Annotated in this window: 13 protein-coding genes; 7 read left to right on the top strand and 6 right to left on the bottom strand. The window is 70.4% G+C overall.

Annotation, left to right across the window (positions count from 1 at the left end):
* The first annotated feature begins 2 nt into the window (after nt 1-2).
* Complete coding sequence (pucL, locus tag ACZ7CD_RS10240) at nt 3-881, top strand: factor-independent urate hydroxylase (RefSeq protein WP_360391040.1); 879 nt, start codon at nt 3-5, stop codon at nt 879-881.
* Here the strand turns inward: pucL and ACZ7CD_RS10235 are convergent.
* From ACZ7CD_RS10235 to aceB, 4 genes are all read right to left on the bottom strand, one after another.
* Entirely contained in the window at nt 808-2,091 is a 1,284-nt protein-coding gene (locus tag ACZ7CD_RS10235; protein WP_470370784.1) for an FAD-dependent oxidoreductase, read from the bottom strand. The two genes, pucL and ACZ7CD_RS10235, sit on opposite strands and share 74 nt — an antisense overlap.
* Nucleotides 2,092-2,121: 30 nt before the next feature.
* Nucleotides 2,122-2,589, bottom strand: a complete 468-nt coding sequence (locus ACZ7CD_RS10230; protein ID WP_470370785.1) for an Imm1 family immunity protein — start codon at nt 2,587-2,589, stop codon at nt 2,122-2,124.
* A 74-nt stretch (nt 2,590-2,663) separates the two neighbouring features.
* Nucleotides 2,664-3,833, bottom strand: a complete 1,170-nt coding sequence (locus ACZ7CD_RS10225; protein ID WP_360391047.1) for a DUF6986 family protein — start codon at nt 3,831-3,833, stop codon at nt 2,664-2,666.
* Nucleotides 3,833-5,317, bottom strand: coding sequence for a malate synthase A (gene aceB, locus ACZ7CD_RS10220; RefSeq protein WP_360391050.1), 1,485 nt, complete (start codon nt 5,315-5,317; stop codon nt 3,833-3,835). Before aceB ends, ACZ7CD_RS10225 begins: the two co-directional genes overlap by 1 nt.
* Before the next feature lie 76 nt (nt 5,318-5,393).
* On the opposite strand from aceB, the gene ACZ7CD_RS10215 reads away from it, so the two are divergent.
* Nucleotides 5,394-6,140: an IclR family transcriptional regulator gene (locus ACZ7CD_RS10215; protein WP_360391053.1), complete on the top strand. Its 747-nt coding sequence runs from the start codon at nt 5,394-5,396 to the stop codon at nt 6,138-6,140.
* A gap of 6 nt (nt 6,141-6,146) precedes the next feature.
* Here ACZ7CD_RS10215 and ftsY read toward each other — a convergent pair whose 3' ends face one another.
* The gene (ftsY, locus tag ACZ7CD_RS10210) at nt 6,147-7,535 is read right to left on the bottom strand and encodes a signal recognition particle-docking protein FtsY (protein ID WP_470370786.1); all 1,389 of its coding nucleotides are present in this window, start codon (nt 7,533-7,535) and stop codon (nt 6,147-6,149) included.
* 114 nt (nt 7,536-7,649) lie between these two features.
* Between ftsY and ACZ7CD_RS10205 the strand changes: the two genes are divergently transcribed.
* Together ACZ7CD_RS10205 and ACZ7CD_RS10200 are read left to right on the top strand one after the other, a co-directional pair.
* On the top strand, nt 7,650-8,783 hold the full coding sequence (locus ACZ7CD_RS10205) for an anhydro-N-acetylmuramic acid kinase (RefSeq protein WP_360391059.1): 1,134 nt from the start codon (nt 7,650-7,652) through the stop codon (nt 8,781-8,783).
* Complete coding sequence (locus ACZ7CD_RS10200) at nt 8,771-10,339, top strand: sodium:solute symporter (RefSeq protein WP_360391062.1); 1,569 nt, start codon at nt 8,771-8,773, stop codon at nt 10,337-10,339. Before ACZ7CD_RS10205 ends, ACZ7CD_RS10200 begins: the two co-directional genes overlap by 13 nt.
* Here the strand turns inward: ACZ7CD_RS10200 and ACZ7CD_RS10195 are convergent.
* Nucleotides 10,289-11,212 (bottom strand): GNAT family N-acetyltransferase, encoded by a 924-nt coding sequence (locus ACZ7CD_RS10195; protein ID WP_360391065.1) that lies wholly within the window; start codon nt 11,210-11,212, stop codon nt 10,289-10,291. The genes ACZ7CD_RS10200 and ACZ7CD_RS10195 overlap by 51 nt on opposite strands.
* A gap of 129 nt (nt 11,213-11,341) precedes the next feature.
* Between ACZ7CD_RS10195 and ACZ7CD_RS10190 the strand changes: the two genes are divergently transcribed.
* From ACZ7CD_RS10190 to ACZ7CD_RS10180, 3 genes are all read left to right on the top strand, one after another.
* The gene (locus ACZ7CD_RS10190; RefSeq protein ID WP_470378768.1) at nt 11,342-13,291 is read left to right on the top strand and encodes a DUF7779 domain-containing protein; all 1,950 of its coding nucleotides are present in this window, start codon (nt 11,342-11,344) and stop codon (nt 13,289-13,291) included.
* A gap of 78 nt (nt 13,292-13,369) precedes the next feature.
* A complete protein-coding gene (locus ACZ7CD_RS10185; protein ID WP_360391070.1) occupies nt 13,370-13,708 on the top strand; it encodes a hypothetical protein in 339 nt (112 codons plus the stop codon).
* 23 nt (nt 13,709-13,731) lie between these two features.
* Nucleotides 13,732-14,448: a lysophospholipid acyltransferase family protein gene (locus ACZ7CD_RS10180; protein WP_470370788.1), complete on the top strand. Its 717-nt coding sequence runs from the start codon at nt 13,732-13,734 to the stop codon at nt 14,446-14,448.
* Nucleotides 14,449-14,467 lie beyond the last annotated feature (19 nt).

The raw sequence follows: 14,467 nt of genomic DNA, 5'->3' as shown, positions 1-14,467 counted from the left end.
ACATGGCCATCGTCCTGGGCCCCAACCAGTACGGCAAGGCGGAGAACCGCCTCGTCACGGTGTCGCGCAACGGTTCGGTGCACACCATCAGGGATCTGACCGTCAGCACCTCGCTGCGCGGCGACCTCGCCGACACGCACCTCACCGGCGACAACGCCAAGGTGCTCGCCACCGACACGCAGAAGAACACCGTCTACGCCTTCGCGAAGGAGGCGCCGGTCGGGGAGGTCGAGGACTTCGCGCTGCGGCTCGGCCGGCACTTCGTCGGCTCGCAGGAACCGATCACCGGTGCGCGGATCCTCGTCGACGAGCACTCGTGGAACCGCATCGACGGGCACGACCACGCGTTCGTGCAGGGCTCGAACGAGAAGCGCACCACGGCCGTGACGATCGAGGGCGCGCAGGCGTGGGTCGTCTCCGGCCTGCGGGACCTGGTGGTGCTGAAGTCGACCGGGTCGGAGTTCCACGGCTACCCGAAGGACCCGTACACCACGTTGAAGGAGACCGACGACCGCATCCTCGCGACGTCGGTGACCGCGCGCTGGCGGTACACCGGCACGGACGTGGACTGGGCGACGTCGTTCACCGAGATCCGCTCGACGATGCTGAGGACGTTCGCGGACAAGCACTCGCTGTCGTTGCAGCAGACCCTCTACGCGATGGGCGAGGCGGTGCTGAACACCCGGCCCGAGGTCGCGGAGGTGCGGCTCTCCATGCCGAACAAGCACCACTTCCCGGTGGACCTCAGCCCGTTCGGCCTGGAGAACGACAACGAGGTCTTCTACGCCGCCGACCGCCCGTACGGCCTCATCGAGGGGTCGGTGCTGCGGGACGACGCCCCCGGCGCCGGTCGAGCCTGGAGTACTTTGCCAGCCTTCTGAACACCACCGGGGTGAACAGGCTCGCGGGCGGCGCGACCATGTGCACGACCCGGAGGAAGCGGCGGAACAGGTCGGGGTCGTGCACGATCCCGACCTGCCACTTCTTCAGGTACCAGCCGAGCAGGCCACCGCGCTTGGTTCCCACCCAGCCGCGGTCGGCGTTGCTCGACATCGCCCACGTCCCCCGCGTGGTCCGCGCGACCTGCCGCTGGAAGTCCCGGCAGCCCTTGGCGCTGAAGTCCCCGTGGCGGCGGAACAACAGCGCCTCCATCGCCGCGACGGTGATCCCCTGGCCGTACACGGGGTTGAACGCGCACACCGCGTCGCCCACCGCCACCAGCCCGCCCGGCCACCGCGCGGTGTCCTCGAAGGCGTTGCGGCGGCTGGCCGTGCGGGCGAACAGGTAGACGGGCGTGAGCGGTTCCGCGCCGGCGAGCAGCTCCGTGATGGGCACCCGCAACGACCCCAGGAACTCCCGGTAGCCCTCGGGGTCGCGCGGCGGGTGGTCACCGGCGGCGCCCTGCGCGGTCACCATGACCCGGCCGCCCTCGACGCGCATCGCCGCGACCCCGCGCCGCAGGTCGGGTGCGGACAGGCTTTCGGCGTACACCACCGGGAAGTCCGCCGGTGCGGTGTAGGTCCGGGTCGCGTACCCGGTGCGGGAGTCGACCACCTCGGGTTCCGGCGTGGTGATCCCCGCGGCGGCGAGCCAGTCCCGCAGCTTCGACGACCGGCCGGACGCGTCGACCACCAGATCGGCGTCCACCCGGCCGGCGCGGGTGAGCACGCCGTCCACGACGCCGTCGCGCATCGACAGCCCGGTGACGTGCACACCGGTCATGAACTGCGCCGTGACCCGGCGGCGGATGCGGGTCTCCAGCAGCGGGCGGCTGAGCGAGAGCAGCGGCATGCCCGTGGGTGCGGCGGCCAGCCAGCCGAGCGGGTTGAGGATTCGCATGTCCCCCGCGTCGGCGAGCTCCGCACCGGCCAGCACCAGCTCCTCGCGCAGACCGGGGAACAGCTCCTCCAGCAGCTCACCGCCGCGCACCAGCAACCCGTGCACGTGCCTGCCCTGCGGCACCCCGGCCCGGTACTCCGGTTCGCCGGACAGCTCGTCGCGTTCCAGGACCACCACGTCGTCGCACGTCTCGGTCAGCACCCTGGCGGCGAGCAAGCCGGCGATTCCCCCACCGATCACCACGGCCTTCATGGAGCCATTGAACCAGCGTTCAGCCGGGCGTCACCGGTTCTCGGACGAGCGCAGCGACATCTGCTGGTCGCGCCAGGAGTGGAACAGGTCGGACTCGCTGTACCAGTCCACCCCGGTCGGCCGCTTCCCCGTGGTCATGAACTCCACCAGCAGCTGCCGGTACAGGCCGAGCGGAACCCCCACGCCGGGCGGGAAGTCCGTGTACTTCTCGTTCACGTACGGCGCCTCTGGCGAGCCCTTCGGCCAGCCCATGAACTCGTTGTCGACGTAGTACAGGTAGCCCCACCCGCCGCGGACGGCGAGCACGACGTTGTGGTCAGGATCCCCCTCGGGGGTGAGCGGCCGGCCGAAGTGGTCGAGCGACCCGTCGTTGCACTCCGGCCGCCCCAACAGCCCGATCAGGGTGTCCACATCCGCTGCGCACGCGACGACCTGGTACCTGTGCTCCGCCGCGTCGAGGTCCGGCAGCCCGGTCCACAGGCCGGCTCGCATGCTCATGGGAGCCACCCTGCACCCATTGCCCACACCCGTCGACACCCGCTGCCAGAACCACCTGAACGGGCGAGCACCGGTCAGTCCGACCGGGCGGCGAGCCCCCGCAGCGCTGTTTCGTCGAGGCCCGTCGCCGCGTGCACCTCGGCCGGGTCGAGCGCCCCGCAGTCCACCGCGCGGAGGAAGAACGCCGACAACGCCCGAGCGGTCGCGGGTTCGTCCAGCACACCGCCGGCGACGCGCCGCACGTAGTCCTCCAGCCGCCGGGCGTCCGCGGCCAGCCCCTCCCGGTAGAAGGCGTACACGGCCGCGTAGCGCGTGACCAGCTGCGCCGGGTGCAGGTCCCAGCCCTGGTAGAAGCCGTGCTCCAGCGACCGCCTGGTCAGCTCGTAGTGGGTCAGCCAGCCGTGCTGCTTCTGCTCGCCGACCGGCAGCACGTTGGTCGACCCGTCGGACAGCCGCACGCCGGTGCCCGCCGCGGAGACCTGCATGACGTGCCGTGCGAAGTCGCACGCACCGTGCGCCAGGTGTTGTTGCGCCGCAGGCAACCCGCAGTCCGCGGTGTAGTCGTAGGTCCCGAAGTGCAGGCCGCTCACCCGGCCCCGTCCCGCGGCGATGAACCCCGGGATCGCGAGCCGGCCCTGGTCGTCCACGACGGACCGGGCGGTCTCGACCTGGATCTCGAACCGCAGGTCGCCGCCGAAGAGGTCGAGCACGTCCGCGAACACCTCGACCTGCTCGGCGGAGGTGACCTTCGGGAACGTGATCACGAAACCCGGCGGGACCTCTTCCAGCGCGGTCAGGAAGATGTCGAGCGTGCGCAGCCCGCGTTCGCGCGACGCCCTGGTGTCGAAGGACTTGATCCGCACGCCGAACGACGGCGGCGCGGTCCCGTTCTCCAGCCAGCGGGACACGATGTGCGCCGTGCTCTCGGCGTCCATGTCCTCGACGTCGTCCTCGGGCGCGCCGTAGCCGTCCTCGAAGTCGATCCTGAGGTCCTCGACCGGTTCCCGGCGCAGCTTCGCGCGGACCCGGTCGAGCACGCCGTCGGGCAGCTCCGGCAGCAGCTCCTCGTCGATGGACTCCAGTGCCTCGCGGCCCCAGTCGTCGACCGTGGACCCGATGAGGCGGCCGGCGGGCACGTAGCACGTGTGCACGGGCTGACGGCCCACCGGCACCTTGCGCTCCACAGTGGACAACCGCGCCGTGACCCGTGCGACGTCGTCGGGCGACAGGGATGTCTCGTACATCAGATGCGCTCGTAGGCGGGCAGTGTCAGGAAGTCGACGAAGTCGTCGGACAGCGCGACCTGCTCGAACAGCTCGGCCGCCGCGGCGACGTGCTCGCCCTCGACCCCGCCCTTGACCCGGTCCAGCACCTCGCGGACCACGTCGGCGGTCACCGGGGTGCCGTCGTCGAGCACGACGGAGTTGTGGACCCACTGCCAGAGCTGCGACCGGCTGATCTCCGCGGTGGCCGCGTCCTCCATCAGGTTGTGGATCGCCGCCGCGCCGTTGCCGCCCAGCCACGACGCGATGTACCGCACGCCGACGTCCACGGCGCTCTCCAGCCCGGCCCGCGTCGCCGCGCCGCCCGCCGACGTGAAGTCCAGCAGCTGCTCCGCGGTGACGCTGACCTCCGGGCGCTGCTTGTCGACCTGGTTGGGCCGGTCGCCCAGCACCCCGTCGAAGATCTCACGGCAAATCGGCACGAGGTCAGGATGCGCCACCCACGACCCGTCGAAACCATCGTTCGCCTCGCGCGTCTTGTCCTCGCGCACCTTGCGCAGCGCGTTCTCCGTGACCTCCGGGTCGCGCCGGTTGGGGATGAACGCCGCCATGCCACCCATGGCGAACGCACCGCGCTTGTGGCAGGTCTTCACCAGGAGCTCGGTGTACGCGCGCATGAACGGCGCCGTCATCGTGACGCTGTTGCGGTCCGGCAGCACGTAGTCCGCGCCCGCGTCCCGGAAGTACTTGATGACGCTGAACAGGTAGTCCCACCGTCCGGCGTTGAGCCCCGACGCGTGGTCGCGCAGCTCGTAGAGGATCTCCTCCATCTCGAACGCGGCGGGGATCGTCTCGATGAGCACCGTGGCGCGGATCGTGCCGTGCGGGACGCCCAGCAGCTGCTGAGCCGTGGTGAAGACGTCGTTCCACAGCCGCGCTTCGAGGTGCGACTCCATCTTCGGCAGGTAGTAGTAGGGCTTGCCCAGCTCCGCGTTGTGGAAGAAGTGCAGCCCGAAGTCCACGAGCGCGCCGACGGCGTTCTTCCCGCCGAACTGCAGGTTCCGCTCGTCGAGGTGCCACCCGCGCGGCCGCACGACGATCGTGGGGTACGGCCCGCCCTTGAGCCGGTACTCCTTGCCCTCCTGCGAGGTGAACTCGATCGTCTCGCGCGCCGCCTCGTACAGGTTCACCTGCCCCTGCACCACGTTGTCCCAGTGCGGGGTGTTCGCGTCCTCCAGGTCCGCGAGCCACACCTTGGCCCCGGAGTTGAGCGCGTTGATCGTCATCTTGCGCTCGGTGGGCCCGGTGATCTCGACCCGGCGATCCCGCAACGGCTCCGGCGCCGGCGCGACCTGCCACTCGCCCTCGCGGACGTCCCTGGTCTCCTCCAGGAAGCCGAGCGGCCGGCGGTCCTTGCGGCGGGCGAGCAACTCGTCGCGGCGCGCGGCGTGCGCCTCGTGCAGCTTCGCGACGAACTCAAGAGCCTCTGCGGTGAGGACCTGCACCTGGAGCCACCTCTCTCGGTTTTGCTGTGTGGACTATAGTTTCTGCATTGCGGAACGGCAACGGAAGGAGCCGCACGTGTCCACAGGTGGCGTGCAGTCCCTGCAGCGTGCCTTCGACCTGCTCGAACACCTCGCCGACGCCGGCGGTGAGGCGTCGCTGTCCGAGCTGGCCGTGTCCTCCGGCCTGCCGCTGCCGACGATCCACCGTCTCATCCGCACCCTCGTCACGCTCGGCTACGTGCGCCAGAACAGCAACCGCCGCTACACCCTCGGCTCGCGCCTGATCCGCCTCGGCGAGACCGCCTCCCGCCAGTACGGCACCTGGGCCCGCCCGTTCCTCTCGGCCCTGGTCGACTCGGTGGAGGAGACGGCGAACCTCGCCGTGCTGGACGGCGACGAGGTCGTCTACGTGGCGCAGGTGCCGTCGAAGCACTCGATGCGCATGTTCACGGAGGTCGGCAGGAGGCTGCTGCCGCACGGAACGGGCGTGGGCAAGGCGATGCTGTCGCAGCTCCCCCGCGACGACGTGCGCGCGCTGTTGGAACGCACCGGCCTCCCGGCCTACACCCCGAACACGATCACGGACGCCGCGGAGCTGCTGGACTCGCTCGACGAGATCTCCGCGCGGGGGTACGCGCTGGACGAGTCGGAGCAGGAGCTGGGGGTGCGCTGCATCGCGGTGCCGGTGATCGGCGGGCCGACGCTGGCCGCCGTGTCGGTGTCGGGGCCGGAGGGGCGGCTGACGAAGGACGCGGTGAACCGCATCCTGCCGGAGGTGCTGGCGGTGGCGAAGAAGCTGGCGGACCAGACCGCCACCGCCTGAGGGACCTCAGCCCAGCAGCGCGTCCACGAACGCGCCCGGCTCGAACGGGGCCAGGTGGTCCGCGCCTTCCCCGAGCCCGACGAGCTTCACCGGCACGCCCAGCTCCCGCTGCACCTGGAACACGATGCCGCCCTTGGCGGTCCCGTCCAGCTTCGTCAGCACGATCCCGGTGATGGCGACCTGCTCGGCGAACACGCGTGCCTGCGTCAGGCCGTTCTGCCCGGTGGTCGCGTCGAGCACGAGCAGGACCTCGTCGACCACGGCCTGCTTCTCGACGACGCGCTTGACCTTGCCGAGCTCGTCCATCAGGCCCTTCTTGGTGTGCAGGCGGCCCGCGGTGTCGATCAGCACGGTGGACACGCCGGTGTCCACGCCGCGCTTGACCGCCTCGAACGCCACCGAGGCCGGGTCGCCGCCCTCGGGGCCGCGCACGGTCTCCGCGCCGACGCGCTTGCCCCACGTCTCCAGCTGGTCCGCGGCAGCGGCGCGGAACGTGTCCGCGGCACCCAGCAGCACCGTGCGGCCGTCGGCGACCAGCACACGCGCGAGCTTGCCCGTGGTGGTGGTCTTGCCCACGCCGTTGACGCCCACGACGAGCAGCACGGCCGGCTTGCCCGCGTGCGGCAGCGCCTTCAGGGAGCGGTCCATCGACGGGTCCAGCGCCGCGACCAGCACGGAGTGCAGCAGCGCACGTGCCTCGGCCTCGGTGCGCACGCCGGTGGAGGCGATCTTCGTGCGCAGCGTGTCGACGATCTCGGTCGTGGTGGCGGCGCCCAGGTCCGCGATCAGCAGCGTGTCCTCGACGTCCTGCCACGAGTCCTCGTCCAGGTCGCCGGCGCCGAGCAGGCCCAGCAGGGACGAGCCGAAGCCGCTGCGGGACTTCGCGAGCTTGCCGCGCAGGCGCTCCAGGCGCCCGGCGGTCGGCTCGATCTCCTCGATCTCGGAGGCCTCCTCGGGGAGGTCGACCTCGACGAAACCGCGCTTGACCGAGTCGCGCGGCACGGAGGCGTCGTCACCCACACCGGGCTGGCCGTCGACCTCGGTGCGGTCGGCGACCGGGTGGTCGACCGGTGCGACGGGCTCAGGCGCGACGGGCTCGACGAGCTTGGGCGCGACGGGTGGGACGGGCTTGACGGGTGAGACGGGCTTGACGGGCGCGACGGGCTCGGCGACCACCTCCGCCTCGGCGTGGGCGACGGCCTCCGCCTCGGACGCGTCCGGCGCGGCCGGTGCGAGCGAGAAGCCGGACGAGGCCTGGTAGCCGGCCGGGCGCGGCGTCTCCTCCTTCTGGGTCAGGCTGATGCGACGGCGACGCGTCAGCACCACGCCGGTCACCAGCGCGGCGATCAGCACGACCGCGACGACGATGAGGATCAGGATCAGGGAAGACGTCACGGGAGCATCGTTTCACAGCGGTGCATGTGACCTGTCAACGAGATAGTGCTCAATTAGGCGAAGATTTCACCGCAGCTCTTGCGCCTGAACACGGTGTGGAATAGACCACACGTCGTGAGGGTGATCGGACTGATATCCGGCACGTCGATGGACGGCATCGACGTGGCCGTCGCCGACCTGGCGATCAGCGGTGACGTCGTCGAGCTCGTGCCGGTGCAGCACGCCGAGCACCCGTTCCCGAAGGACCTGCTGGAGATACCGAGGGACGCGGCTGAAGTGTGCGCCTTCGACACGTCGCTGGGGCAGGCTTTCGGCGAAGTCGCCGCCGGCTACCTCCCGGCGGACCTGATCTGCTCGCTCGGCCAGACCGTGCACCACGAGGTGCAGGACGGCGACTGCCTGGGCACGTTGCAGCTCGGGCAGCCGGCCTGGATCGCGGAGCGGACCGGCCTGCCGGTCGTCGCCGACCTGCGGGTGCGCGACGTGGCCGCCGGTGGGCACGGGGCGCCGCTGGCGAGCACGCTCGACGCGCTGTGGCTCGCCGGGATGGTCGACACGCCCGCCGTCGCGCTCAACATCGGCGGCATCGCGAACATCACCGTCGTGCGGCCGGGCTCCGCGCCCATCGCCTACGACACCGGGCCGGGCAACGCGCTGCTCGACGCCGTGGTCGAGGTCCTGTCGGACGGCCGGCGCCGCCAGGACACCAACGGGGAGTTCGCCCGCCGCGGCACCGTTCGCGAGGACATCCTCGGCAAGCTGCTCGCCGACCCGTACTACGCCACGCCGTGGCCGAAGTCGACCGGCAAGGAGCTGTTCAACGCCGAGTACCTGCACGGGTTCCCGACGGTCCCGGCCGAGGACATGCTGCGCACCCTGGTGGAGCTCACCGCGCGCACCATCGCGGACGCCTGCCGCGCGCACGACGCCGGCGTGGTCGTCGCCTCCGGTGGCGGGATGCGCAACCCGGTGCTCGTGGAAGCGCTCACCCGTGCGCTGCACCCGATCCCGCTGCGGATCAGCGACGCGCTCGGCCTGCCGCGCGACGGCAAGGAGGCCTACCTGGCCGCGCTGCTCGGTTTCCTGACCTGGCACGGCGTCGCGGGCAACACGCCGTCCGCGACCGGGGCGTCCGGGCCGCGCCTGCTCGGCAGCATCACTCCCGGCAACGGGCCGTTGCGCATGCCGCAGCCGCACGGCACCGTCGTGACCAAGCTCAAGATGGGGGACCCGAAGTGCGCGGACTAGACCTCGCGATCATCGCCCTGTTCCTCGTCGGCATGCCGTTGCTCGGCACGTGGATCGGCGGCAGGCAGAAGTCGGCCACCGACTACTTCGTGAGCGAGAAGCGCATCTCGTGGTGGGTGGTGTGCCTGTCGGTGGTGTCGGCGGAGACGTCGACCCTCACGGTGCTCAGCGTGCCCGTGATCGCCTACATGGCGACGCCCGCGCAGGGCGGCATGACGTACCTGACGCTCGCGCTCGGGTACATCGTGGGCCGGATCGTCGTGTCGTTCGTGCTGCTGCCACGCTACGTGAAGGGCGACCTCGTCACCGCGTACGCGTACCTGGGCCAGCGCTACGGCAACGGCATGCGCGCCACGGCGTCCGTCACGTTCCTGTTCACGCGCCTGCTCGCGGACGGCATCCGGCTCTTCGCCACGGCCATCCCGATCAAGGTCGTGCTGGCGCAGTACGGCATCACCGCGTCGTACTGGGTGATCGTGCTGGCGCTGGGCATCGCGATGGTGTTCTACAGCTTCTTCGGCGGCGTGCGCGCGGTCGTGTGGGTCGACGCGATCCAGATGCTCTGGTACGTCCTGGGCGGTCTCGTCGTGATCTGGGTGCTGGCCGGCAAGCTGCCCGACGGCTGGTTCGGGAAAGCCGCCGACGCGGGCAAGTTCCAGCTCTTCGACTTCACCTCGTCACCGCTGACGGGCGCCTACCCGTTCATCGCGGCGTTCTTCGGCGGTGCCCTGCTGTCGATGGCCTCGCACGGCGCCGACCAGCTGATCGTGCAGCGGCTCATGGCGACCAGGGACGTCAAGGCCGCGCAGAAGGCGCTGATCGCGTCCGGGTTCGTGGTGTTCCTGCAGTTCGCGTTCTTCCTGTTCATCGGCGTGATGATGTGGGCGTTCTACAACGGCGTGGACCCGGTGAAGGACCTGGGGCTGAACAACAAGGACGAGCTGTTCGCCCATTTCATCGTCAGCATGCCGAGCGGCCTGTCCGGCTTCGTGATCGCGGGCATCCTGGCCGCGGCGCTGTCGTCGTCGCTGGGCGCGCTGGCGTCGAGCACGGTCACCGACGTCTACGAACGCGTCCGCAAGACCCCGATGACCGACGAGGAACGCCTGCGCCACGGCCGGATCTGGACCCTGGTGTGGGCGGGGCTGCTGATCGTCTGCGCGGGCCTGTTCGCCTCCTCGAACAAGACCACGGCGGACCCGATCGTGGTGCAGGCGCTCGGCATCGCCGGCTACACCTACGGCGCGCTGCTCGGGGCCTTCCTCCTCGGCCTGGTCTTCAAGCGCGTCACGCAGGCGGACGCGGTCATCGCGTTCGTGGCGACGGTCCTCGTCGTCGGGTTCGTGATCCTGGGCGTCAAGTTCGTCGGGAACACCCCGACGATCGACTTCGCGAAGGCGGACGCGACGCGCAAGTCGTTGACCGGCTGGTGGAACACGCCCCTGGGGGTGGCGGTCACGTTGCTGGTCGGCGGGTTGCTGTCACTGCGGCACCCGGCTGGGCGTTCAGGCGGTGTGCCGGTAGGCGACGAGCTCGACGTGCAGCCGAAAGCCTAGGCGGTCGAACATCCGCTGCGAGCTCTCGTTGCCCGCGTGGATCGACGCGGCGGCCTGCGGTCGTGCACCGTGGTCCGCCGCGAGCTTCCACAGCAGTTCGGTGACGAGGGCAGCGCCCACGCCCTGACCGCGGACGTCCGGTTCCACGGCCACGAAGTCGACGTAGTACTCCTCGGGCTGCGCCTTGCCCGCGGCGTAGCCGAGCACGCGCCGGCCGTCCATGGCGACGACGACGGTGCGGTTCTCCGGTTTGGACTCGACGAGCTGCTTGCCGGACAGGTACGTGCGCGGAAAACATCGCTCGTGCAGCACGGCAACGGCCTCGTGCACGTGCGGATCGGTGGGCAGGACGCGCATCTCACGCTCGCTGGGGCACTTCGCGTCCCGCAGCAGCAGCGTGCGCAGATCCCCGTTGTCGAGCACGTGGATGGCACTCGCCTTGCCGGCGCTGAACCCGTGCCGCTCGGCGAACGCCGCGAGCCGCCGGTGGGCGGTGTGCCCGTACAGCTCGAGGTCGGTGATGCCGGTGAGCATCTCGGCGGCCCTCCGGAACATCGCGTCGGCGGTCTGGTCCCAGATCCGGCTGCCCGCCGGGTGGTTGACCGGCACGTCGACGAACGGCCCGTGCAACCACGCACGGCCCAGCTCGCTGTCGACCTCGACGCTGAACATGCCGGTGATGTTGTCATCGGCGTCGGTGGCGACCACGGTGCAGTCGGCCCAGCTCGGCTCGAACTCGCCGAGCTCGGCGCGGAGCTCGTCGACTGTCTCACCGAGGTAGCCGATGTGGTGCGCGTTGTCGGCCTGGAGCCGGACGAGCAGCGCCATCGTGGCGCTCAGGTCGCCAGGTTCGGCGAAACGGATGTCGTACATGCAGGGAATGGTTGCTCGCACGGCCGTTCGAAGCGAGGGAGTTTTCGCGGGTGTCTCAACTGACGCGGTTATACCGACTCTGACCTGCGCATACTCTCCTTCACAGCAGCCTGACGGTACAATCGCGCCGTGCCCGACGAGGACCGCCCCGCCAACTCGGTGACGGGCGTGGTCCACGGGCCTGTGGTCCAGGTCTCCGGCGACGTGAACGGCGGCGTGCACCTCCACCCACCAACCGCGGAGGTGGCCTTCCCGATCCGCGTGGGCGTGATCCCGCGGCAGGCCGACTGCTACCAGGACCGCCTCACCGACGCGCCGCTCACCACCGGTCTGACGACGCTGACCGGCACGAGCGGGGTGGGCAAGACGCAGACGGCCGCCCACCACGCCCGTGCCAGCGACGCCGACGTGGTCGTCTGGGTCTCCGCCACGACGCGAGAAGCGATCCTGAACACGTACGCCGCGGCCGCCGCGTGCCTCCGGCTCGTGACGTCCGGCACGGACGTCGTTCCGGCCGCCGAGGAGTTCCTGTCCTGGCTCCAGACCGCGAACCGGACCTGGCTGGTCGTGCTCGACGACGTCGTCGACCCGGCGGCCGTGCGGGGCCTGTGGCCACCCGGCTCCGGCCAGACCCTGGTGACCACCCAGCGCCGCGACTCCGCGGTGCGGCGCGCCGACTCCCGCGTCGTCGACGTCCACACCTTCAGCGCGGCGGACTCCTCGTCGTACCTGGCGGCCAAGCTCGCCGCGCACCCGGACCTCCGCACGGGCGCCGAGGACCTGGCCGACGCGCTCGGCCACCTGCCGCTGGCGCTGGCGCAGGCGGTGGCTTACCTCGTCGACCGCGGCCTCACCTGTGCCGAGTACCTCTCCAGGTTCCGGAGCAGGCGGCTCGACGCGCTCGCCCCGGAACCGTCCGCGCTGCCGGACGACCACCGGGCGACCGTCGCCGTCACGTGGTCGCTGGCGGTCGAGCTGGCGAACTCCCTCACGCCGCAGGGCTTGGCCGAACCGCTGCTGCAGCTGGCGTCGCTGCTCGACCCGCACGGCATCCCGACGACCGTCCTCACGGGTGAGGCGGCGGTGTTCTGGCTGGAGGAGGCGACCGGCCGGCCGGTCGGCCCCGACGACGCCGCCGACGCACTGCACTGCCTGCACCGGCTCAGCCTGGTGGACCTGAACGCGGCTGACCGGGTGGTGACCCTGCACCCGCTCGTGCAGCGGGTCGCCCGCGACGACGTGCCGCTGCGGACCCGGTCGACGCTTGCGTGGATGGCCGCCTACGCGGTGCACCAGGCACTCCAGGAACACGGCAACGACTTCTCCCTGGCGTCTTCGTTGCGCGCCAACACGTCTGCGGTCATCGCCATCGCGCTCCCTCTCCTGGTGACATCGTCCGAATGCCACCCCCTGCTGTTCGACCAGGGGCAGAACCTCCGTGACGCCGGCTTCGCCGACGAGTCGCGCGAGTACAACGAACTCCTGCTGGCACTGCTGGAGTCACGCTTGGGCGACGACCACGTGCAGGTGCTCATCGCCCGCAACCACAGCCCCGGCACCGAGAACGCGGTGCCGAACCTGACCCGGCTGCTCGACACCTGCCTGCGGCTGCTCGGCCCGGACGACGAGCTGACCCTGGCCGTGCGGAACAACCTTGCGAGCGCCCGAGCGAGGACGAGCGGCGCTGGTGCGGTGATCCCGGAGGTGGAACAGCTCCTGGCCGACGCCCGGCGTGTGCTCGGCGAACTCCACCTCGGCACGCTGAAGATCAGCAGCGGTCTGTCCACATGTCGTGCGGTGACAGGCGATTTCGCTGTGGCGATCACCGAGTTCGAGTCGCTCATCGCCGCCCAGCACCGGGTACTGGGCGCAAGCCACCGCGACACGCTCCTGAACCGCATCCGCCTCGCCCGGTGCCGCGCCCTCATCGGCGAGGCGGAGCGTGCGGTCGCGGAGCTGGAACAGCTCGTGGCGCAGTGCACGGAGGCCCTCGGAACCGACCATCCGCACACCGCACTCGCCGCCGAACTGCTCGCGCGGCACCGCGGCTCATCCGGTGAGACCCGGCTCACCATGTAGGCAGGTCGACGGGTGATCTGGGGGTCAACCACCAGATTCGGGCTTGCAGCCCAGGTGAGGGTGGGGGACTCTTCTACGGTGAGTGAGGAAACGATCCAACTCGATCTCAACGAATCCGGGGTGGCCGTCGACCTGCCGCTGCCGACGAACAACCGGGACCAGGTCCAGGGTGTTCCGTACCGGCCGGTCGAATTCCGTGACGATGATCTGCCCACCGCCCTCGAACGTGCCGCCGCGTGGCTGCGGCAGACGCAGGAGTGGCTGGGTGAACCCGTGGACGTCATCGCGGTCCACCTGGACTACGACGACACCAAGGGGAACCCGTACTACGACCTCAAGTTGCTCTGCAACGACGAGGACCTCGCGGGTGTGCCCAGGGTCATCCGGGACAAGGAAGGTACCGCTACCGGCGAGTAGCCGTTCCGGCTACTTTCTGAGGCATGTCGGATCTCGTGTACCCCCCGGTGATCGCCGCGGCCAAGCTCATGTTCCGCGTGCTCGACCTGCGGATCACCGTCAAAGGGGCGCATCACGTGCCGCATGAGGGCGGGGCGGTGCTGGCGTCGAACCACGTCAGCTACCTCGACTTCATCTTCGGCGGTTACGGGGCGCTCCAGTCGGGGCGGCTCACGCGGTTCATGGCGAAGCACGAGATCTTCGCCAACAAGATCGCAGGCCCGCTCATGCGCGGCATGCACCACATCCCCGTCGACCGGAGCGCGGGTCAGGCCTCCTACCAGCAGGCACTGTCCGCGCTCCGCGGCGGCGAGGTCGTCGGGATCTTCCCCGAGGCGACCATCAGCCAGTCGTTCACCGTCAAGGACATCAAGTCCGGGGCGAACCGGCTCGCGCACGAGGCGGGTGTGCCGCTCGTGCCCGTCGCCCTGTGGGGCACGCAGCGGTTGTGGACCAAGGGGCGCAAGAAGGACCTCACGCAGCGGCACGTGCCCGTCACCATCCTGATCGGCGAGCCGTTCGAGGCCTCCCCCGGCGACTCCGGCGACGAGTTGCTGCGCGAGCGGATGCAGGACCTGCTCGACACCGCCCAGGCCGACTACCCCAACGAGCCGGGTGCGTGGTGGGTGCCGCGGCACCTCGGTGGCACCGCGCCGACACCGGAGGAAGCCGCGCGGCTCGACGCGCGCAGGCCTGAGTAGACCCCATCGAACCGCCTCT

It is taken from the genome of Lentzea sp. NPDC036949, from assembly GCF_055608075.1.
This window is presented reverse-complemented; position numbering and strand designations above follow the sequence as displayed.